Raw genomic sequence first — 21,877 nt, 5'->3', positions numbered from 1 at the left:
AGTGTCCTGGTTTGGCCCACTTGTCGAATGATGTGGGGACCGGGTCGTTATCGACGACTACTCTGACCTTCGCCTCCCGCTCCTGAGGACTGATTGTCATCGAGACTCTCCTCTCTTGAGACAAGGAACGAGGATTGCTCTGCCCTGACCCTTCAGATATGTGCTCCATAGATCCAAAAATTCGAATCTACAAGTCCATAGAGAAAGATGAATGAGAACTACTCAGGGCAGAGTTCTCTTGGTAAGTATAGGCTAGGGTTTTGTGTCCCCAATAATGATTAACAATTATTAAAACGCGCAAACCTAGAAGCAGTAAGACCTAGGACTTCTGGTCAGTAGAACGACTGCGAGAGCCGTAACAATCAGACATATTTCCCAGGCTAATGATCGAAAACTGATCTTAATTTTGCAGGTCTATTCCAGTTAGTTTTCTATTGAGTGAGTGGCCCAAGAATGGCCTCAAAGCCATTGAAACCAGAGAAGCTCTGCTCTTTTCCGGTATAGTTCCCGTTAGGTCTGGATTACGGGCTAGAAGTCAACGTTGCCAGGGGGAGAGCTTGTGTCGGTTTTGCAAAGGCTTAAGGTTACGGCCATGGCTGCTCTGGTGGTCATGGTCTTCATCTTGAGCAGCTGTAGTCAGAAGTCTGGTTCACCCCTGCCAGGAGCTCCAATTGGGGCACCCTTGTCCTCTGGCAATCTGACTGAAGTGTCACCGCCGATAGCAATTCAGGAACTCAGCCGTGCCCTGGAAGGGTACCAGCCACAGCTCAGCATCACTAGTCCGCGACCGGATGAGGTGATTGAAGACGAGCATGTGCTGGTGCGTTTCAACCTCCGTGACCTGCCAACTTTCAAGAATGAGCAGTTGGGTCTTGGCCCTCACTTGCATGTGATCGTTGATGACCTGCCTTATCAGGCAGTCTATGACCCAAGTCAACCTTTAGAGCTCGATCTTGCTCCAGGGACCCATACAATCCGCGCTTTTGCCTCGCGCCCCTGGCACGAAAGTTTTAAGAATGAAGGGGCCTACGCTCAGACAACCTTCCATATCTATACGAAAACGCGTACCAACGCTCCCAGTTCTAGCAAACCCCTTCTGACTTACAGCCGTCCTCAGGGTAGCTATGGGGCTGAGCCGATTCTCCTGGATTTTTACTTGACTAATGCGCCGCTCCACTTGGTTGCAGCCGCTGATGCTGAGGATGATATTGCTGACTGGCGGATCCGCTGCACGATTAACGGCCAAAACTTTGTGCTAGACCGCTGGCAACCGCTCTATCTCAAGGGCTTTAAGCCAGGTAAGAACTGGGTACAGCTGGAATTCCTAGATGAGAAGGGCAACCCAGTTGAGAACGTCTTTAACAACACAGTTCGAGTCATCACCTACAAGCCGGGCGGCCAGGACGCGCTATCAAGGTTGGTTCGGGGAGAACTCTCCGCAGCCGAGAGCCGCAGCATTGTTGATCCCAATGCTCAGCCTGCGCCTGCCCTAACGCCTGCGCCAATCCCAACCTCGGCACCGCCAGTGCCCTCTGTCCCGTCCCCGGAACCTACGGCAGCGCCAACTCCAATACCGGAAGCTACCCCAGCACCTACTCCAGCTCCTGCAATTGACGTGCCAGCAACTGCTCCAGTTGAGATACTGGAAGAGCCCCAGCCTGAGCTGGCGCCAGTCCCCACACCAGCGAAGCCTAACTTCTTCAATCGTCTACGCCAGGGTTTGAAAACTGCCCCCTCTGAAGCTCCCCCTGAAAATAAGATTGTGGCGCCAGTAGTACCAGCTCCCGAGGTTACTCCTTTAGTAGAGGTCAGCCCAGAGCCCGAACCTTCAGCGCCTGCCCCTATTGAGCTTCCAAGTGAGGAGTTTAAATCGCCGGTGCCAGAAATGACGCCGGTGCCCGCGCCTACAGTTTCTGCACCCCCGCCCGCCAAGCCCAACTTTTTAGATCGCCTGCGCCAGCGATCTCAGGCGGCTCGGCCGGTGCCAAAACCAGTAGAGCCAAAACCAGCAGAGCCAGCAGATCAAGCACCTATTCCTACGCCACCTGCGCCTGCATCAACCTCTTCTGATCCACCTGTGCTAGAGCAGCTAGAGGAAGAACAGCCGGAGAAGGCACCAGTATCAGATTCGGTGGAGACCTCAGAGCCTACTCCAGTAGAAGCACAGCCGGTCCAACCTGCTCCAAAAGTCACTCCGCAGGTACCTCGAATTCCCAGTCGGTATCTCGAACGGCTACCTAAAGCGGAGCGGCGGTTTGATCAGCGGCCAGTTGAGCCCAAGTCACTAGAAGTACCAGAAACTCTAGAAGCTCCTGAGGTTTCGGTTCCGGCAGAGGCGCCAACATTAGCAGAGTAGGCCGACTAAACTCTGCCTGGGGCTTCCCTTGAGCTAGCCAGGCGTTTCTCTATATATTCTCTCTACGACTATAGAGAAGCGACTGGCTAGCCCAACTCCCTACTCAGTCTGGGATCAGCATGGCGTCTATGCTTTTAGCGGAGCCACACCTCTAACTTTAGGGGCGTTTCTGCCAACGTCCGCTCAGTACAATAGCTATCAAAACTGCTCAGTAGCTGTTGCAACCCCAGGAAGCGCTCATGAAGTTTAGTCTTCGTACCAAACTTGTTGGGAGCTTTGTAGTCATGATCTTTTTGATAGTCGGTGTGGGCGCGGTTGGCATTCACACGGCTAAGAGCATTGAAGAGAGGCTCAAAGATACAGTAGAGCGAGACGTCAAGCCGTCTTACATTCTAGGGGAGATGGAAAGAAAGGTCGGCTTTATTCGAGCCACAACCTTCTCCCATTTACTGGCAAAATCCGAGCTTCAAATGCGCTCCTACGAGTCAGATATTGATGGCTGGGAAAGTGAAATTGATAACTTTTTAGACAGTTTAGAGAGAAGCTTTACTACTCAAGTCAAGTTAAAAAAACTCGCAGAATTCCGAGTGGCTTGGATGAAATATTCGAGGCTTAGGGATCAAAAGCTTTTACCTTTGAGTCAGGTAAATCGCAAGGATGAAGCCTTAGCTCTCGCTAGTGAGAGTGGTGCGGTTGGTATAGCCGAACGGGACGCATTTAATCGCTTAGAAGAACTTAATATCACGATTGTTGATGCCGCTAATTTCAGGTTAGCTTTGGCGAGTCAGACCTCTGCAAGTAGTGAGAGCATCTTGGTGAGCACCACTCTGGTTGCTATTCTCCTCGGTTTACTCTTTGGTCTGTATCAAAGCTCCCAGATTGCTAGTGCAGTTAATGCAGTTTCTAAGACAGCCCAACTAGTCGCAACCGGCGATTTTGAGCAGAGTGTCACTGTCAGAACGGGTGATGAAATTGAATCGATGGCGAATTCATTTAATACAATGACAGCTAAGATGAAAAAAATGGTATTAGCTGAACGTGAAACTGCTAGACAATTGCGAGATGAGATCGACGAGCGGAAACTGATCGAAGCGGTTCTGAAAGTTAAGAACGAAGAGTTACAAGCCTTTACTTATACAGTTTCCCATGATTTGAAATCTCCGCTGTGGGGGATTGATGGTTATGCCGAAGAATTGCACAAACAGCACAGCAATGAATTAGACGAGCGTGCTCGTTTTTGTCTAGATCAGATTATGGTGGCTAGCAAAAACTTGGAGAACCTGATCGAAGATATCTTGCAGTATTCTCGCTTGAGCGAGGAGAAACTTAGCTTAGCTGACGTCAAGCCACAGGAGATTATTAGTGCTATTCTCGATGGTCGCAGTCGCATCATCGACGAGCGCGGCATCAAATTCTCGGTCGATATTTCTTTTTCAACTATTTATACCTGGCAGCGAGGTTTGACCCAGGTTTTAGCAAATCTGATCGACAATGCAATTAAATATAGCCGCTGTACAAAGTATCCCTATATCCTGATTACAGGTCGAGAGTTGCCTGATGCTTATCAGTTCAGTGTTGCTGATAATGGGATTGGCTTTGATATGAGATATCATGACCGGCTGTTCGAGCTGTTTCATCGATTAGTGCGTCAGGAAGAATTTGAAGGAACAGGAGCCGGTCTGGCAATTGCCAAGAAAGTGCTAGACAGACAAGGAGGCCGTATCTGGGCTGAATCTCAGCCTGGGGCTGGCGCTCACTTTTTTATTGAGCTACCAAAACTTTAGAAGTTTGAACACTTAGGAGACCAGAAGTAAAAATGAGCGCTTTAGCAAACAACATTTTGACAAGGCCAATGCTGCTGGTGGAAGACAACCCCATGCATGTCGATCTAACTCTGCAAGCCTTCAAAAAAAATGATTTCACACACCCGATTGTGGTCTGTCGGGACGGCGAGGAGGCTTTGATTTACATTGAGCAGCACAGCTGCCCAACAGACCCTGAACTGCCGATTCTAGTTGTGCTCGACCTGCGTTTACCTAAAATAGACGGGGTTGATGTGTTGAAACAGGCTCGTCAGAATCCAGTTTGGAAAGAGATTCCATTTGTTGTCTTGACTACCTCTAAGCAAAGTAGTGATGCCGAAGCAACCTATCGGTTAGGCGCTAACTCCTATATCTCAAAGCCAGTGGGCTCGATTACGCTGGTAGAAATGGTAAAGAAGATCCTCAATTACGCTCAGAAGTCTTAAGGCATTCCTTTGAAACGACGCTCGCTGCTCAAAAAGCTATTGCAAGCCCCTGCGGGAATTGGTGTAGGGCTGATTGGGGCTAGCTTGTTGTCTGCTTGTGGCAACGGACAGCAGATCAAGCCATTATTCTCGCTTGATTTATTGGATCCAACTGTCCGGTTGCCCGAGCATTTGCTCACTCCCCTGACTGAGTTTTATGTGCAGTCTTATGCCTTGCCTCCCAATGTCACTCTGGAAAGTTGGCGACTAGAGATTAAGGGAGCTGTCGAGACACCGGTTTCTCTAAACTTTCAAGATATTGTGTCTGCCACACCGCAGGAAGAGTTCTACTTGACCATGGAGTGCATTGGCAATCCAACTGGTGGCAATCTGATTGGCAATGCTCTTTGGACCGGTACGCCGCTACTGCCATTTCTAGAACGAGCGGGGCTAAAACCTGAGGCTCGTGAGTTTGTTTTGCACGGGGCAGATTCTTACGAGACCACTTTACCCGTCGCCGAACTCTTGCGCCCCGAAGTCAGGCTGGTGCACCGCATGAATGGTAGTGCTCTATCTCGCAGTCATGGTTATCCTCTGCGAATCTTGATCCCAGGACATTTTGGCCAGAAGCAACCTAAGTGGCTAGTTGGCATTGAGGCAAGCACTCGCACCAAAAAAGGTTTTTGGGAGCGCCAAGGCTGGTCCAATACTGCTGAAATTCCTACCCATTCCCTCGTGCGCCAAATTCAACAGCACCGAGTGTGGAACCGCCAGAATCAGACCAGGTTAGCCAAGAGCGGCGAACAGGGTTGGGAGAAGGGCATTTTAGTTGCAGGTGTGGCTCTAGATCGTTCAACTCCGATTCAACGCATTCAAGTCAGTACAGATGGCGGCAAGACCTGGCAGCAGGCTGAGCAAAATCAACCTGAGTCACCCCATGAGTGGACCCTATGGCGTTATCTGTGGCAGCCGCAGCAGCCCGGTGAGTACACCCTCTTGGCGCGTGCTGAATCTCAACGGCAACAGCAACCCTTAGAGGACAGCGACAAAATGGATGGCAGCCCAGGCATCCTGCGCATTCAAGCTAGTTTGCAGCCTTAGGTCCAGCGTCAAGCTGCTACAGTCTGTGGCGAACCCTTAGCAAACCTTTAGAAAAATCTTAGCCAAGGGTAGTTCACAGCTCGGTCGTTAGAGCTTAATTTGGGGCATCGCGAACCTATGGAAAAATGAGCCTATGCTCAACGGGTCAGCGCGCTCCTACGCCTTTCTCTCAATTGCAGCAGCGCTTATCACAATGGCGCTGAAATTTACTGCTTATCGGCTGACTGGCTCCGTCGGCTTATTCTCAGATGCCGCTGAGTCTGTGGTGAACTTGGTTGCAGCTTTGGCGGCTGTTTGGGCCTTAACCTTTGCTGCTCAGCCTCCAGACGCGGAGCACACCTTTGGACATTCCAAAGCAGAATATTTCTCCAGCGCTCTGGAGGGAGCGTTAATTCTAGTGGCTGCTGCCAGCATTGCAGTTGCGGCCTGGGGGCGTTTAACTCACCCCCAGCCGGTTGAGCAAATTGGCTTGGGCTTGGGCATTTCTCTTGTAGCTGCTGCCGTCAATGGTGGCGTTGCTCAGGTGCTGCTAAAAGCTGGGAAGCGCCTACGCTCGATTAGCCTGCGCGCCGATGCCCATCATTTGCTCACTGATGTCTGGACTTCTTTGGGGGTGGTGCTGGGTCTCGGTCTAGTACAGATAACGGGTTGGTTGGTGCTAGATCCGTTGGTTGCGTTGCTTGTAGCGGCCAATATTGTCTGGACTGGTATTCGGCTGCTCCGCGAGACAAGCTTAGGTTTACTGGATACTTCCCTGCCTGCAGTGGACCAGCAAACGATTACTACGATTCTTGCGCCTTACCGAGAGCAGGGCATTGACTTTCATGCACTGCGCACCCGTACTGCGGGCTCCCGTCGCTTCGTCGAACTGCATGTCTTGGTGCCGGGCAACTGGAGTGTTCAACGGGGCCATGACCTATGCGAGGAAATCGAGCTAAGCCTTGAGCAAGCCCTGCCCGGTAGCAGTGTGATGACCCATATGGAACCTCTAGAAGATCCTGTCTCCTGGAACGATCAAGGTCTGGACCGACGGTCTTAGCATCTTGAATACCCAGATAGGCTGGATGGCTTGAATTTTTCCCGTAATGTACTATGTGGAACGACTCAGCCCTCGCAAAATCTTGGTAAGGCCATGACTTCGACAGAGCCTCAGGTAGCCCTGTCCGCCCCAGTGGGAGGCGTCGTAGCCGAGGTGTTTAAGCCTTTGCTAACCGGCAGCAGCCGTTTTGCGCCTGCGGCTGGCCTGAGGACAGGCTCGTCGTCCCAACCCAGTAACCCAGCGGATGCTCGGGTTCGTCGAGTGATCGCTCAGGTCTCAAACCAGTATTTGCGGCGCTATCTGACCCGGTACGGCACCTTGCGCATTCCTGGTATCGCTCGGCCTGTGTCGCTAGAGACGCTTTATGTTCCCGCTTGTGTGAAGGGACAGCCCTCGCTCCAACGCTTGATGGCTGAGGTTTTAGCAGACTCAAGTAGCAGCAGCCTGCAGCATCAGCGTCAGAACTTCTTGCCAGCAGCGCTCGTCGCCCGCAGCCAGCAGTATTTGAGCGTTCTTGGAGAGCCTGGCTCGGGACGGACGACCCTATTGCGCTGGTTGGGTTTAGAGTCGTTTAAGGGCAAGGAAGGCCAGTATGGGCATAACTGCATCCCGGTCTATATCGACCTCAGAATGCTGCCCAAGGGAACAGGCTCGCTGGCACAGTCAGTAGTGCTGGAGTTTCAAGCAGCGAACTTCCCTTGGCCCAAAGCTTTTACCGCAGAAGCTCTGGAGCAGGGCAGGTTGCTGTTGTTACTGGACGGATTGGATGAGGTCGCTGAGACCCAGCGTGAGCAGGTGATCCTACTCATTGAGGATTTGGTCGAGCGCTGGCCGAAAAACCGCTTCGTTGTCTCCAATGCTGTTGCTACCCAGCACCATTTCAAGCGTTTTACCAGCGCTCAACTAACAGCTTTGAGCGATGAGCAGGTCCAAACCTTCATCCAACGTTGGTTCGGTCGTAACCCGGCTGTGGGTCGCCAATTGTGGGAGACACTGCAACTGCCAGCACAGGCCAATACCTGTGAGCTGACCCGCAGCCCCTGGTTGCTGACGCTGTTATGTCAGACATACAGTCGCAGCCGTAGTTTGGTCAGTCATGCGGTTGGGCTCCACCATGCAATTGTGCGCATTGGCCTAGCTAGCCAGCCTGGGCTCTCAGCGCCAGCGCTCAAAGTTCAACTCAAAGCATTGGCCCGCTTAGCGGCAGGCAAGCTCCAGCAGCAGCGACCTATAGTGAGCCAGGCTGAAATATTGGGCCTGTTAAAAGCCTGCCAAACAGTTGAGGTCACTCTTGATTGCAGCGAGTTACTAGAGGGGCTGACAGCTCACTCAGGCTTGCTAGTCGAATTTGCGCCGGGTCACTATACCTTCGTGCATCCTGCTTTGCAGGAATACCTGTGCGCTTGGCAAGTTGTTGCCCATCGCAGCCGGGGTAGTCTGACCGCCCTGGTACGGCAGCCTTTGGAAGTGCCCAGCTGGCAGAGAGTGCTGCTGCAAGTTGCTGAGCTGTTGCCCGAAGGCGCTGATGAACTGCTGCTGAGCCTTCAGTCTGAGGCTATGAGCCGCTTGAAAGCTAAGCGTTGTCAGGCGCTACTACTCTGGGCAAAGCAGCTGACCGACCGGCTAGACTCACCGGAGCGCAGTGTTGCCCGTCGTGCGGCTGCTTTGCACTTGGCCCTGAGTTTCGCCTTAGAGCGTAGTGTTAGTGATCAGGCCGCCTGCTGCCTGGATCGAGTGGCTTTGCAAGCGCGTCACCTCTCTCAAGGATTGGCCCGGGCTCTGGATCTTAATCGGGATTTAGCTTTGTGTCTGAGTAGCGCCCAAGAGTTGGCGCACAATGACCTCTTTGCCCTGGATACTCCTGCTCTGCTCTCAGACTTGGCCGCCTTAGGGGAACCACCAGACTTTCGTGCAGGTTATGCGCGTCGTATGTCGTTTGCTGATGCCTTTGTCAATCTGCTGTTGCGCCACTTACAGCTAGAAACAAACCTGCTGCAACTCGGCGAAGCCGAAGCCTTGGAGCTAGAAAACTTCTTGCAGACCAGCACCCTACTGCAAAATTGTCGCGAGGTTGCCTCCCGGATCTCGCCAGAGGTGCAGCGGCAACTAAATGAGCAGATGTTGGTTGCCTAGATTTGGGCTTAGATCTGGCCTTAGATCTGGGCTTAGACCCGAACTTAAACCTGGGTTTAGACCTGAGTGAGCGACCAGCGACTGGAACTAAGTCGCTCAGGGCATTGACTTGATCGCGAGAAGCAGGGGCAAAATGCAAACGAGGGACTGGGTGCAGTCCCTCCGTCTCATGTCCCCTCGCGGCAAAACTAATGCTACGTAAAGTCAAAAAGCGCTGGACTCCTGCTAACTGGGCGAGCTGGAAGCCGTTTGGCATCGGTGAGCAGTACCCCAACAACTACTGGGAGGTATTTCGCGCCAGCTGGCTGTCGCGTGACCAGTTGCCCTACGCTTGGCGCATTCTCAATCAAGGGGTCTGCGATGGCTGCGCTTTGGGGACGACGGGCATGCAGGACTGGACTCTGGATGGACTGCATGTTTGCAACGTACGCTTGCGGTTGCTGCGCCTCAACACTATGCCCGCTCTGGATCCTCAGATTTTGGCAGATGTCTCACAGCTCAAGGGCAAAAGTGGCGCGGAACTGCGCGAACTGGGACGCCTGCCTTACCCAATGCTGCGTCGCCAAGGCGAACCAGGCTTTAGTCGCGTCAGTTGGGAAGAGGCGCTGAGTTTAGTAGCCGAGCGCATTAGGGCTTCGACACCGGAGCGCTTGGGTTTCTATCTCACCAGCCGAGGCACTGTCAACGAGACCTACTATCTGGCTCAGAAAGCTGTGCGGGCTCTGGGTAGCAACAACATTGACAACGCCGCTCGCATCTGTCATTCGCCCAGTACAGCCGCACTCAAAACAACACTAGGCGTGGGAGCAACAACTTGCTCCTACAAAGACTGGATCGGTACCGACTTGCTGGTGTTTATTGGCTCAAACGTAGCGAACAACCAGCCGGTAACCGTTAAATATCTGCATTACGCCAAGAAAGCGGGCACTCGCATTGTGGTGATCAACAACTACAAAGAGCCTGGCATGGAGCGTTACTGGGTGCCTTCGATTGTAGAAAGTGCTTTGTTTGGCACCCAATTCGCAGAGCGCTTCTTTTTGGTGAATGTGGGGGGAGACATGGCCTTTTTAAATGGCACCCTCAAGCACATGCTGGCTAATGGCTGGGTCAACCCGTCGTTTATTGATCACTACACGACCGGGTTGGAAGCCTTGAAAGCAGAACTGGAAAACCAGACCTGGGAGGATTTAGAGCGCGAATCAGGAGCCTCGCAAGCGGAGATGTACGCCTTTGCCCAAATGGTAGGCGAGGCGCAGAAGGCTGTATTCGTCTGGAGCATGGGGGTTACTCAACATGAATGCGGCGAAGACAATGTGCGCTCGATTATCAATCTGGCGCTGAGCAAAGGCTTTGTCGGGCGGGAAGGCTGCGGCTTAATGCCAATTAGAGGACACTCCGGCGTGCAGGGCGGTGCTGAAATGGGCGCCTATGCCACAGTGTTGCCCGGTGGCAAGCCGATTACCCCGGAGAATGCAGACCAGCTTAGCCGACAGTGGGGCTTTGAGGTGCCCACGACCCCAGGTCTAATTGCACCCGCGATGATCGACGCGGCCCATGCTGGCAACCTGGATCTGTTGTTCTCTGTCGGGGGCAACTTCTTGGAGGTGTTACCCGAGCCAGATTATGTCCTAGCGGCCCTAGAGCGAGTGCCTCTGCGCGTGCATATGGATATTGTCTGCTCGCCGCAGATGTTGCTACCCGCTGAAGCGGTGCTGCTGCTGCCTGCAACGACTCGCTACGAAGTGCCGGGTGGTGTCACGGAAACCAGTACCGAGCGGCGGGTAATTTTCAGCCCTGAAGTTTCGGGGCCGCGCATTGGCGAAGCGCGACCGGAGTGGCAAGTGTTTATGGAGTTGGCCCAACGAGCGCGACCGGAGCGAGCAGCTCAGCTTCAGGTTGAGGGTACGCCAGCCATTCGAGCTGAAATTGCTCGGGTGATTCCTCAATATGCAGGCATTCAACACTTGCAGCAAGCAGGCGATCAGTTTCAGTATGGGGGCTCACACCTCTGCTTTGGCTGGAACTTTCCGACTGCTGATGGCAAGGCACATTTCGCGGTTGTGTCCCCCCCGAAGCGACAGCTACCGGAAGGCTGTTTTTGGGTAACCACGCGGCGTGGCAAACAGTTCAACAGCATGGTTCAAGAGCGCAAAGATGCGATCACGGGAGCGGTGCGCGAGGCGGTGCTGATCAATCCCATTGATGCCGAACGTTTTGCCCTTCAAAACGGTGATCCAGTGGTGTTGAAAAACGAACGCGGCGAATTCAAAGGGCGAGTTTATATGGCTCCAGTTAAACCCGGTAATTTGCAAATTCACTGGCCGGAAGGCAATCTCTTGCTCGACCGTAATCGACGCTCACAGGAAGGGGTTCCTGACTACAACGCTGTGGTTCAACTGGAGAAGCTGGGGTGAGCACCAGCAAAACCAGAAGCCAGATTTGGACTGTGGAGAATGGCCAGATTCGCTCTCGATCGGATCAGCTGGCTACGGAAGAACCGTTAGAAATTCGCCTGGTTGAACCTAATCACACCCTGGCAATTACCATGCGCACACCCGGAGCCGACTTCGAGTTGGCTGCCGGTTTTCTCTATGGTGAGGGCGTGGTGCGTGAACCTGGCGATATTCGCGCAATCAGCTATTGTGTTGACCCAGAGATCGATGGGGAGCAGCGCTACAACATTGTCAACGTGGCTTTGCGGCAGGGATTGAAGCCGGATTTGCCATCTTTAGAGCGGCATTTCTACACTACAAGTGCCTGTGGTGTCTGTGGCAAAACTAGTCTAGAAGCGCTGCGGATTCGTCATGCTCCGGTTGAGTTCAGTGGCCTGGAAATTACAACAGAGGTGCTGCATCGTTTGCCTAAGCAGTTACAGGCGGCTCAGGGTTTGTTCAAGGCAACTGGAGGCTTACATGCTGCGGCTTTGTTTAATGTCCAAGGGGAATTGCTAGCCCTACGCGAAGATGTAGGACGGCACAATGCGCTGGATAAGTTAGTGGGTTCAGCCTTGCTCAAGGGCCGATTGCCGCTCACCAATCAGATTGTGCTGGTGAGTGGGCGGGCAAGCTATGAAATTTTGCAGAAATGTTTGGCCGCCCAAGTTTCAATTGTTTGTGCAATTTCAGCACCCAGCAGTCTAGCCGTGTCCCTGGCTCAGGAGTTCGGAATTACTTTGATTGGCTTCCTGCGCCAGGAACGATTTAATGTCTACTCTGGCTTAGAGCGGGTGCGGGTAACTACCGATGGAAAAGGGAATTAACTGAAAAATTAAAACGAGTATTCTACACCAACTCTAAAATTGACGTTCAAGTTAGGCGTGTTGTTGGGCGGTGTGCCATCAAACTTGAAAATCACGGCATTGGTCAATGACCACTGCTCACCAAAGGGAATGGAAAAGGCCGTAGTGGAAGCTAGGTTGTAATCTTCAAACTGATTGAAGGGAGTATTAGCTTCAAATCTTTGGGTGAATCGAACATCCTCAAACAAAAGACTTCTGTAGATGACCGCAACCTGAAGTACGGTGGGATTGAAGCGAGTGCGCGTGTCTGAGAGCTTAGGGCCGCTATTTTCGTACTGAACCCCAAAGCCACCTTCTAAATCAAGGCTCTGAAATTCGCTCCGCCGCCACAAATTCCAGCCAAAACCAGGAAATAAACTGGCTCGCAATTTGATGCTATTACGAATATCCCTCAGCGCTTCCAGTCGAACATAAGTATAGGAATACTGACTGACATAATATCGATATTGACTACTAAAATCTCCAAGGAATTGTTCGTTATAAGGTCGACGATTGCTATCAAAATCATTGGCAACATTGAATCTAGCTTCAACTCGTTCTCGGGACCATTGACGTAAAACATTGGCCGACAAGCCGATCAAGCTGGTAGTCGTTGCCTCAGTGTTCAGATTGCCACTTAAACCAACCCTGCCTCGCAATGGAATCGGTTCAAGAAACGGCCGCTGAGCGGCGGCTTGGGTGACTGGTTGGGTGACGGGGGCAGTCGGTTTGTTTTCAGCTGCCGCAACGGCTCCACTGGCATCAATGCTGGCTATTGCCTGATCCAGAAGCTGGGCACCGAGATCAGCCTGTCCCGTTTGGGTATAGGCAGTTGCAATCTCAGAGAGTACACTCACCCGTGTAGGAAGATTGCCAATGAGCTGAGCAACCTCTGAAGCCTGAGCTAGATTTTGGTTGGCTCGATCCGGATCCGTTGGTGCAGCTTGAAGGGCAACTTCAGTCAATGTCCGGGACAGAATTTCTGCAGCAGTATCGCTACGGCCCAAACTGGCATATTTGAGGGCAATGGTAGAGAGTAAATTGACCCTAGTGGTCATTTCCTCAATGCGGTTAATCACCGTCAGGGCTTGTTCAAGTACCCGGGTCGCACTATCAGCCTGCCCAAGCTCAGCGTACCGAGTGGCTAGTGCCATCAAGACAGGTGCTTGCTCGCTAGGCTCTGGAATTGTATTTGCCGTTTCTAAGGCTTGGGACAGAACTTGAATGGCTCTTTCTGTCTGCCCAATCTTGGCGTATTGACTGGCTATTTCCGATAAGACTGTTGAGCGGGCCACTCGATCTTCGATCTGGTTTGCCGCCTCCAAACTCTCAGACAGAAACTCTAGCATCGAGCGATTGGTATCAACAGAAGAGGGCGTGGAGTGAGCTTGCGCAATAGACTTCAAATCCTCAGCCGTAGCAAGGGTTGGCCAACCTAGAGCAGCAAACAATAGCGTTGCCATCGCTGCTCTTACCCCTTTGTCTATCACTGCCTTGTGCCTTTCTGAACCACGAGCAAATCCTAATCTCCTCTGCCTTAGATGGCCAGATGTTCGATGGCCAGATGTTCTAATTATTCAGAGGAGGCTAAATAGGAGCCGTCAAGGGCAAACCATTGTCTTTGGGCTGCAACTTCAAGATAAAAGGAACTGCTTTGCGGGCCCAGGTTTCTGGATCTGGATAGTCAGCTGCTTCTTCACCAAAGCAAACGTCCAACATGTCAGTATGAATGATGCCAGGATTGAGAGCAACTGCCGCCATGCCCTGCGGTAGTTCCTGAGCCAAGGCGCGAGTTAGCCCTTCAATGGCCCATTTAGAAGCACAGTAGGGAGCAACTTCGGCTGACGCTGAGCGACCCCAACCCGAACTGAAGTTGACAATAACACCACGTCGCCGCTCAATCATGGCGGGCACGAAGTGACGAATGACATTGGCAACACCTTTGATATTTACATCAATAAGGCGAGAAAATTCCTCAGCGCTGACCTGCCACAGTGGCGCCAAAGCATTAATCAATGCTGCATTGTTAATCAGCAGATCCGGAGGACCATAATTAGCCAGCAGACGCTCAGCCCAACCTGCGACCTGAGCATCTGCTGCAACATCGACCATGGCAAAGTCGTGAGGACTGCCCAACTGTTGCCTCAGCTGCTCTATTGCTGCCTGCGAACGGGCACAGCCCAGCACCGTGTGTCCTGCCTGGGCAAAGTGCTCAGTCATCACTCGCCCCAAACCCTGACTCACCCCGGTCACCACAATCAACCGTGGCATTCCCCTCTCCTACTGGCTCGTTCGTCCACTAACTGCCCACAACTGTAGCTGCATCAGCTTCTGGTCAAGAACAAATGCCGATAATCAATGTCAAATCAATGTCAAATCCATACCAAACACCAAAATAAAGAACACCAAAACGAGGCAACTGACGGCTGAGATCCTCAGTGCTTGTCACCGCCTGTCCCATTTTGGTTCTCTCCCTACCGTCATCCTTTTTTAAGCTTTCTAAAACTTAAGCCTTCTAATTAGTGAAACCACTTTAAAAATCCACCAATTCATGGGTTGCCCGGTGTGGTAGAGCAGAGTTGACTGAAAGCAGCCATTTCTGCTCTTGGTCTGCTGACAAAATAGCGACGCTAACTGGGGTAGCCGCTAGACTGAAAGCAACCAGGGTGGACGAAGACCTGCGGTCTCGGTGATCGCTCCTCACACGTAGCCGCAACGTCTCTCAAAGCAAGGGTCACACCTATGTTTAAGCCTTTGGCCGCTTTTAGTGTCTCGCTAGCAGCACTGATCGTTGGTTTGACCGTATGGACACCCGGTAGTCTTGCTCAGAGCCGGTCCTTTCTAACTAAGCTCCAGCAAGGCGAAGTCTCTACCGATCCGTTGGGTAGCAGCATTCCGATTCCCTGGCAGCAGATCCAAACAGTACAAGCTCGGGCTCAGCAACAGAACCGACCTCAAACCGTCTTTGAGCGTACACCCCTGCTGCGTTCGCCAGATGGACGCTTTGCCGTCTACAGTCGTCTGTTAATCCAGGCTAAACCTCAAGTAACCGATACGAGCGTCAGCAGTGTCTTGTTCTTGCAAGATTTGCAAACCCAGCAGTTGCAAGCCATTGCTGCCTCTACGCCTCGTGAGGGCCTTAGTTCAAATGGTCAAGCAGGCACTGTTGTGGGCTTTGGCGTGCTAGTGCCCATTGCCTGGTCGGCTCGGGGCGATCGCGTGCTTTGTCGGGACTTTCAGGGTGGTAATGCCACCGACTTTATCTCAGACTACGCCTTGATTTGGGACCAACAGCAGCGTCGAACCTATACCCTGGCGCCCAACCGCATTAACTACTCGAACGCGATTCTGTTGGGCTGGAGCCGCCAACATCCAGAGCGGGCGTTATTCAAAGCAGGCCTGTTGGGAGAGACTAACTGGCCCCAATGGACGGTTCAACTCAATGGCAGCACGGCTCCTGCCCCTCAAGATGAACCTCTAAAGCCAGCCTCCTAGAAGGGCAAGCCTACAAGTGCAGTCATGCCAGTCAACTAGTTGACTCGTTGAGTAATCCATCGGCGCTTAACCGACGAGATTAGCTCGTAGGTCTGGAGATTGAACTTTTTGCAGTTGCTCGTACAGTTCGCGTTCGCGGGCGGACAGCGATCGGGGTACGACAATCTGCAGCTCTACAAACTGGTCACCGCGAACGCTATTGACTTTGGGATAGCCCTTACCTGCTAGACGTAAACGTTGCCCTGACTTCACGCCCGCCGGCACATTAACACTGACTGGCCCATCCAGAGTGGGTACCTCGATCTGTCTCCCCAAAGCCGCCTCTGCTGGGCTAATGGGAACCTGACACTGGATATCTGAGCCCTCCAGCTTAAAGAAGCTGTGGGGCAGCACCGTGATCACCAGGTAGAGGTCGCCCCCTGATGGACCCTGGCCCCGTAAGCGGACCCGTTGGCCTGTGGTCATGCCTGAGGGCATGTTGATCTCCAAGGAACGCCCATCTTCCAAGCGAATGCGCTCCCGACCACCGGTATAGGCCCGCACTAACGGCAAATTTAACTTTGCCTCAGCATCACGCCGCGTGCTGGTGCGCGGACCCGTGGTGTAAGTTTGGCCGCTTGGCCGGTAGGTGTAGCTGCGTTCAGCCTCAGGTCCGCCCCCACCCCCGCCGGGACCCCCATCACTGGTCCGAAAGCGGCCCAGCAAGCTGTCGATAAACTCTTGGAAGTCAGAAAAACGACTGAAATCAACATCTCCATAGGTGCTGGTATCGAAGTCGCCACCCGACCAACCATTGCTGCTGGGTTGCTGTGGTGCACGGCGGGCATTGCCACCCTGGAATCCGCCCTGTTTCCAGTACTTGCCGTACTGGTCGTACTGCGCTCGCTTCGTAGGGTCAGAGAGCACTTCATAGGCTTCGCCAACGTCCTTGAAGCGCTCTTCCGCTGCCTTGTCGTCAGGGTTCAAGTCTGGGTGATACTTTCGGGCCAGTTTGCGATATGCCTTCTTGATGTCATCAATCGAGGCATCGCGGCTGACGCCCAGGATGTCGTAGTAATTGCGGAAGTTTTGCATAGTCTAAGCTGGCACGGAAGCAAGGGGGTTATACCCAGTCATCGTCGTCGTTACCCCATCCATCATCATCCCAAGCGTCCTTGGACGGCTTTGAAGATTGAGGACGGGAGGGAGGAGGCGCGGGACGACTACGGGGACGGGAGTAGTCATCGTTCCGATCCCGGTAGGGAGCAGGCTCACGGCTAGAACGCTCAGGAGCAGGTTCACGACTCGGGCGATCAGAGAGGCGATCAGCAGGGGCTCGTCCCCGCGAGTAGTCGTTGCGCGGTGGTGGTTCGTCAGGAATGTCATCCCAGTCGAAGTCATCGTCGCCAGAGGAGCGGGAGTAGCGCTCTTCTTCACGACCGCCGCCACCGCCAAACCAGTCAGACTCTTCAGCCTCACGCTGTTGATAGAGTTCTCGTGACAGATCGTAAAGTGCCTCTTGCAACTCGGACTGCTTGCGGTCAATCAGGCCATCGTCGTCTCGTTCGAGACCAGCGCGTAGCTCTCGGACTAAGGTTTCAATCCGAGTCCGCAGCTCACTAGAGATTTGATAGCCGTCGTAGCCCAGGCTCAGATCCTTGAGTTGGCGCTCAGCCTGATAGATAAAGCTCTCGCCTTTGTTGCGCTTCTCAATGCGGTCGCGGCGTTGCCGGTCGGTGTTGGCGGAGGCTTCAGCGTCGCGGATCATCCGACCCACTTCCTCTGGCTTGAGGGTTGAAGCTCCCTGGATGGTGACTCGCTTCTCGCGCCCAGTGTTGAGATCCTGGGCTGAGACGTTAAGAATGCCATTGGCATCCAAGTCGAAGGTCACTTCAATCTGAGGCATCCCCCGGGGTGCAGGCTCAATGCCTTGCAGCTTGAAGCGGCCTAGGGACTTATTATCATCCGCCATCTCGCGCTCACCCTGGACCACATGCACTTCTACTAACGGCTGGTTATCCTCAGCCGTTGAGAAGACCTTAGATTTGCGGGTGGGCACCGTGGTGTTGCGAGGAATGAGCTTGTTGGTAATGCCACCAATCGTCTCCAAGCCGATCGAAAGTGGCGTCACGTCTAGCAGCAGCAGGTCTCTGACTTCACCCGCTAGTACGCCAGCTTGAACAGCTGCACCAACTGCCACCACCTCGTCAGGGTTGACGCTTTGGTTAGGCTCTTTACCCACTAGCTCCCGCACCAGTGCTTGCACCGCCGGAATTCGGGTAGAGCCACCGACCATCACGACTTCATCAATGCGGTTACGGCTGAGCCCAGAGTCTCGCAACGCCTTCTCAACCGGACCCCGCACTCGCTCTAGCAAGTGTTCGGTCAACTGCTCAAACTGAGACCGAGTCAGGCGCGCGTCTAGATGCTTTGGCCCTTCCTGGGTTGCTGTGATGAAGGGCAGATTGATCATCGTCTCGCTGACGTTAGACAGCTCGATCTTGGCTTTCTCCGAAGCTTCGGTCAGGCGTTGTAGGGCCTGACGGTCCTTGCGCAGGTCAATACCTTCGTCTCGTAGAAATTGCTCGGCTAGCCAATCAACAACAGCATCATCAAAGTCATTGCCACCGAGTTGAGTATCGCCACTGGTCGCTTTAACCTCAAAAACGCCGTCGCCGACCTCCAAGATGGACACGTCAAAGGTGCCGCCGCCCAGATCAAAGACCAGAACCGTTTCGCTCGTCTTTTTATCTAAACCGTAGGCTAGAGAAGCGGCTGTAGGTTCGTTAAGGATACGCTTGACTTCCAAGCCAGCAATGCGTCCCGCGTCCCGGGTTGCCTGCCGCTGTGAGTCGTCAAAATAGGCAGGAACGGTGATCACTGCTCCGGTCACCGGTACGCCCAAATATTTACTAGCCTCGTCTGCGAGTTTGCGCAGGACCATGGCGGAGATTTCTTCCGGCGCGAAATCTCGCTCTAGGCGTGGACACTTAATCTTGATATTGCCGGTGTCATCGCGACGGATTGTGTAAGCGACTCGCTTCGACTCCGGGTTGAGTTCGCTGTACTTACGCCCGATGAAGCGTTTCACTGAGTAAAAGGTATTCTGCGGATTGAGCACTGACTGACGGCGGGCCATTTGCCCCACCAAGCGCTCGCCATCCTTACTGAAGCCAACCACTGAAGGGGTTGTGCGTTGTCCCTCAGTGTTTGCGATAACAACTGGGCGTCCGCCCTCCATGACGGCCACCACAGAGTTGGTTGTACCTAGGTCAATGCCAACGATCTTTCCCATTGCCCACCTAATCTATGTGTCGTGGCCGCAAAACCCGCCCTCGGTTAGGCCAGTCTCCTCCATCTATTAATATCTCTTAAACGTCTGCTCCTGTGCTAGGACCGGATATTAGGCAGGTCGGGATAACCGAACTTGACCCGTGCTCCATCCCTATAAAGTTGCCTGTTAGAAGATTGCTCAGGCAAAGGTTGCTAAAATGGGCGAGCATTACCAGCTGAGCGAAGCGTAGCTCCCTATGGCAGAGTTCTGGAGAAATGTTGCTCGCTACCCCCAGTTTTTCATCACGATTGTGCTGGGTATCTTTTGGGTCGCAGCTGAACCCCTGTTGCCCCTCTTTAAAAAGCCTGTGACGGCTGTTGCACTGGTCACTGCCTTGGTTGGTGTGTTGGCCTTTTTTGCCCTAACCCTTCAGGCGATGTTAGGTCTGGCGCCAGCAGCCTAGAATTCCAGTCTTAATCCATTTCAAGCAGTTCCAAGCAATTTGTTATGGCAACCGATCGACGTGTCTCGCGAGTCTCTGAGCAGCTCAAGCGCGAGATTAGCCAGATGCTGCTGAATGGCATCAAGGATGACCGGGTGGGGACTGGCATGGTTAGCGTCACCGATGTCGAGGTGTCGGGTGATCTGCAAAAAGCCAAGGTATTCGTAAGTATCTACGGAACCGACGAAGCTCGGGAAGCGACCATGGCTGGGCTTAGGTCAGCCACAGGTTACGTACGTAGCGAAATCGGGCACCGGGTGCGCCTACGGCGCACGCCAGAGATTGTATTTCTGGAGGACCGCTCTATTGAGCGTGGGACGCGCGTGCTTTCCCTGATCAATCGCCTCAATCAGCCTAAAGAAGAATCAGACTCGGTTGAGGCTGCCGACGCAGACATTGATATTGATAGAGACCTTGACGAAACGACTCATCAAGACTAACCAAACCGAGAAAGAAGAGCTAGTCAATACCGAAACGCAGACGGCTCAGCCGCTGCCTTGCCGACTCGTTGAGGCTACTGGCTAAACTGCCTTGAGCTTTTCTGGGAGTTCGTTGGCGGCTGCGTACACCGGCTTGAGAGTAGTTGACTTCTTCTTCCAAGCGACGTGCTGAGAGCCACTCCGCTCCAAAACCGGTGACTGTGAGCTGCTGTGCCCGGTCAGAGGTAGCCACGATCAGTCGCTGACTGAACTTGCGCAGGTCGTTGCGGAAGTGAGCACAGGTCCGTTCAATAAAGGTATCAGCCGTTTCGCGATAGTCGGTGTAGCAGACCTCTACGTGGGGCGTGACTACCTCTCGGCTGCGACGATTGTCTTGAAATTGCGAGTCAAAAATAACGTGAGTGTTGAAGGCTTTATAGGCGCTGTAGCCTGCCAGTGCCTCTACCAAACCTCGTCGCGCCGCCTCCAGTCCCCCAGCTTGCATTTCGGCTTGCAGCGAGGGCCAAGCGCCAATGATGTTGTAACCATCTACTAGGAGCAGCGCTTCAAACTTGGGAGGAGGAGACATGGCTAGGACACAGGCTAGGGATTTATTGTGTGAAGATAAATTAATTGTGCCATCCTCTGCTCTCAAGCGACGGTGACGGAACACAAGTGTTGGCACACGATCGGATTCAAGCTAAGCGTTCCCGTAAACGCAGAGGATCACCCTGATCCACAACCTGTCCCTGCTCTAACAGAAAAGCTCCGTCTGCGAACTCCAGTTCATTTAGGCGGTGCGTTACCCACAGAGCGGTAAGGCCACGGGTTTTGACCAACCGTCGCACCTGCTCCACTAAATCTCGTTGGGAATCTGGATCGAGCAATGCTGTAGGTTCATCCAGCAACAAAACCTCACAGTGACGGGCGAGTGCTCCCGCAATTGCGACCCGCTGCTTCTGACCACCACTGAGTGCATAGATCGGCCGACGCTCCAAATGCACTAGGTTAACCGCCTGCAGCGCTTCCTCGACCCGCAGCCGCGTTTCACTCAAGCTCAGTTTCTCCGAGACTAAACCAAAGGCTACATCAGCACCTACTGTTGGCATCACAAGCTGATGGTCCGGGTTTTGAAAAACAAAACCGACCGGTTGCCCTGCTTCAAGCATGCCTGATTGGGGAACGGCCAGCCCAGATAGCAATCGCAGCAAGGTGGATTTGCCACTGCCATTGGTGCCCAGAAGCATCCAGAATTCACCCTTGGGCACCACTAGCGAGCAGTGGTCGAGTACCAATTTCCCCTGGTCAGACCAGCTAAAGCAGAGATCTGCCACTCTGATCGCTGGTGCTGTCTGCATCACTCAACCTCTAACCTCTAACCTTTAACCTCTCTCTAACCCCTAAAGAAGCCGGTCGCTGATGTTGCGTTGGAGGCAGATTTCTCAAACACCTGAACCGCTGAAACTTCAGTGCTGAGAACTGCCAATTTCTTGTCGGGCTGCTTTTCACAGGTCAACTCCAGCATCTGAGCTTGACCCGAGCGCATAGCGTCAAGAACTCGTTGATACAGCCCAGTGGCGTCCTCGTGCTCCTTACGCTGAACCGAAAGAGACAGCGGATTACCCTTCAAAGTCAACTCAATAATGAACATGCCACAGGCTCGTAAATCTGGTCCATCTCTCAGTATTACAAATGCGTGGCGAATGGGGGGCTGAGCGGACAACCGGCAGGGCGTGCAAAATTTAGGGAGTCTCCGTATAATGAGTGCCAGGTAAAGAAACGTAAACGCCCCTGCTCTGCGCCTAAGTGTCCTGCTACAAGGAGCTTAAGGTAGCGGCTTACAGATAGTATTTTTCGGAGGTTTTTCACGTCATGACTATTGCAGTAGGGCGCGCGCCAGGAGCAGAGCGAGGAGTCTTTGACGTCCTCGACGACTGGCTCAAGCGCGACCGCTTTGTCTTCGTCGGCTGGTCGGGATTGCTACTCTTTCCCACCGCCTTCCTCGCGGTTGGCGGCTGGCTCACCGGCACCACCTTCGTTACCTCTTGGTACACCCACGGCTTGGCCTCGTCCTA

Annotated in this window: 18 protein-coding genes and 1 pseudogene; 12 read left to right on the top strand and 7 right to left on the bottom strand. The window is 53.2% G+C overall.

The window, feature by feature from the left end; genetic code table 11:
* The first annotated feature begins 592 nt into the window (after positions 1 to 592).
* The 8 genes from H6F94_RS16175 (at position 593) to fdhD (ending at position 12,115) form a co-directional block, all read left to right on the top strand.
* The gene (locus H6F94_RS16175) at positions 593 to 2,356 is read left to right on the top strand and encodes a hypothetical protein (protein ID WP_190803286.1); all 1,764 of its coding nucleotides are present in this window, start codon (positions 593 to 595) and stop codon (positions 2,354 to 2,356) included.
* A 239-nt stretch (positions 2,357 to 2,595) separates the two neighbouring features.
* Positions 2,596 to 4,140: a sensor histidine kinase gene (locus tag H6F94_RS16170; RefSeq protein WP_190803285.1), complete on the top strand. Its 1,545-nt coding sequence runs from the start codon at positions 2,596 to 2,598 to the stop codon at positions 4,138 to 4,140.
* A gap of 32 nt (positions 4,141 to 4,172) precedes the next feature.
* Positions 4,173 to 4,604: a response regulator gene (locus H6F94_RS16165; protein WP_190803284.1), complete on the top strand. Its 432-nt coding sequence runs from the start codon at positions 4,173 to 4,175 to the stop codon at positions 4,602 to 4,604.
* A gap of 9 nt (positions 4,605 to 4,613) precedes the next feature.
* Positions 4,614 to 5,684 (top strand): molybdopterin-dependent oxidoreductase, encoded by a 1,071-nt coding sequence (locus tag H6F94_RS16160; protein WP_242041237.1) that lies wholly within the window; start codon positions 4,614 to 4,616, stop codon positions 5,682 to 5,684.
* Positions 5,685 to 5,817: 133 nt separating this feature from the next.
* Complete coding sequence (locus H6F94_RS16155; protein WP_190803283.1) at positions 5,818 to 6,723, top strand: cation diffusion facilitator family transporter; 906 nt, start codon at positions 5,818 to 5,820, stop codon at positions 6,721 to 6,723.
* A 93-nt stretch (positions 6,724 to 6,816) separates the two neighbouring features.
* Positions 6,817 to 8,856 carry an NACHT domain-containing protein gene (locus H6F94_RS16150; RefSeq protein WP_190803282.1) on the top strand — a complete coding sequence of 680 codons (2,040 nt, stop codon included), beginning with the start codon at positions 6,817 to 6,819 and terminating at the stop codon, positions 8,854 to 8,856.
* A gap of 191 nt (positions 8,857 to 9,047) precedes the next feature.
* A complete protein-coding gene (locus H6F94_RS16145) occupies positions 9,048 to 11,270 on the top strand; it encodes an FdhF/YdeP family oxidoreductase (RefSeq protein WP_190803281.1) in 2,223 nt (740 codons plus the stop codon).
* A complete protein-coding gene (fdhD, locus tag H6F94_RS16140) occupies positions 11,267 to 12,115 on the top strand; it encodes a formate dehydrogenase accessory sulfurtransferase FdhD (RefSeq protein ID WP_190803280.1) in 849 nt (282 codons plus the stop codon). The genes H6F94_RS16145 and fdhD overlap by 4 nt, the downstream gene beginning before the upstream one ends.
* Positions 12,116 to 12,123: 8 nt before the next feature.
* Here the strand turns inward: fdhD and H6F94_RS16135 are convergent, their stop codons facing one another.
* Complete coding sequence (locus H6F94_RS16135; protein WP_190803279.1) at positions 12,124 to 13,596, bottom strand: DUF481 domain-containing protein; 1,473 nt, start codon at positions 13,594 to 13,596, stop codon at positions 12,124 to 12,126.
* A gap of 124 nt (positions 13,597 to 13,720) precedes the next feature.
* The gene (locus H6F94_RS16130; RefSeq protein ID WP_190803278.1) at positions 13,721 to 14,404 is read right to left on the bottom strand and encodes an SDR family oxidoreductase; all 684 of its coding nucleotides are present in this window, start codon (positions 14,402 to 14,404) and stop codon (positions 13,721 to 13,723) included.
* A gap of 471 nt (positions 14,405 to 14,875) precedes the next feature.
* On the opposite strand from H6F94_RS16130, the gene H6F94_RS16125 reads away from it, so the two are divergent.
* A complete protein-coding gene (locus tag H6F94_RS16125; RefSeq protein ID WP_190803277.1) occupies positions 14,876 to 15,628 on the top strand; it encodes a hypothetical protein in 753 nt (250 codons plus the stop codon).
* A 66-nt stretch (positions 15,629 to 15,694) separates the two neighbouring features.
* Here the strand turns inward: H6F94_RS16125 and H6F94_RS16120 are convergent, their stop codons facing one another.
* Together H6F94_RS16120 and dnaK are read right to left on the bottom strand one after the other, a co-directional pair.
* On the bottom strand, positions 15,695 to 16,702 hold the full coding sequence (locus H6F94_RS16120; protein ID WP_190803276.1) for a DnaJ C-terminal domain-containing protein: 1,008 nt from the start codon (positions 16,700 to 16,702) through the stop codon (positions 15,695 to 15,697).
* A gap of 28 nt (positions 16,703 to 16,730) precedes the next feature.
* Positions 16,731 to 18,902 (bottom strand): molecular chaperone DnaK, encoded by a 2,172-nt coding sequence (gene dnaK / locus H6F94_RS16115; protein ID WP_190803275.1) that lies wholly within the window; start codon positions 18,900 to 18,902, stop codon positions 16,731 to 16,733.
* Between the two features lie 235 nt (positions 18,903 to 19,137).
* On the opposite strand from dnaK, the gene H6F94_RS16110 reads away from it, so the two are divergent.
* Positions 19,138 to 19,344, top strand: coding sequence for a DUF751 family protein (locus H6F94_RS16110; RefSeq protein ID WP_190803274.1), 207 nt, complete (start codon positions 19,138 to 19,140; stop codon positions 19,342 to 19,344).
* 44 nt (positions 19,345 to 19,388) lie between these two features.
* Positions 19,389 to 19,823: a 30S ribosome-binding factor RbfA gene (gene rbfA / locus H6F94_RS16105; protein WP_190803273.1), complete on the top strand. Its 435-nt coding sequence runs from the start codon at positions 19,389 to 19,391 to the stop codon at positions 19,821 to 19,823.
* Between the two features lie 19 nt (positions 19,824 to 19,842).
* On the opposite strand, the gene H6F94_RS16100 is transcribed toward rbfA, so the two are convergent.
* From H6F94_RS16100 to H6F94_RS16090, 3 genes are all read right to left on the bottom strand, one after another.
* Entirely contained in the window at positions 19,843 to 20,391 is a 549-nt protein-coding gene (locus tag H6F94_RS16100) for an NYN domain-containing protein (RefSeq protein WP_190803272.1), read from the bottom strand.
* 106 nt (positions 20,392 to 20,497) lie between these two features.
* Positions 20,498 to 21,160, bottom strand: coding sequence for an energy-coupling factor ABC transporter ATP-binding protein (locus H6F94_RS16095; protein ID WP_190803271.1), 663 nt, complete (start codon positions 21,158 to 21,160; stop codon positions 20,498 to 20,500).
* A 35-nt stretch (positions 21,161 to 21,195) separates the two neighbouring features.
* The gene (locus H6F94_RS16090) at positions 21,196 to 21,453 is read right to left on the bottom strand and encodes a UPF0367 protein family (RefSeq protein WP_190803270.1); all 258 of its coding nucleotides are present in this window, start codon (positions 21,451 to 21,453) and stop codon (positions 21,196 to 21,198) included.
* Positions 21,454 to 21,674: 221 nt separating this feature from the next.
* Here H6F94_RS16090 and H6F94_RS16085 point away from each other — a divergent pair.
* A pseudogene (locus tag H6F94_RS16085) lies at positions 21,675 to 21,877 on the top strand (photosystem II D2 protein (photosystem q(a) protein)); the annotation flags it as partial.

This window comes from Leptolyngbya sp. FACHB-261 (genome assembly GCF_014696065.1).
GTDB lineage: Bacteria > Cyanobacteriota > Cyanobacteriia > FACHB-261 > FACHB-261 > FACHB-261.
The sequence above is the reverse complement of the archived record's forward strand: the minus strand, read 5'-3'. Positions and strand labels throughout refer to the sequence as shown.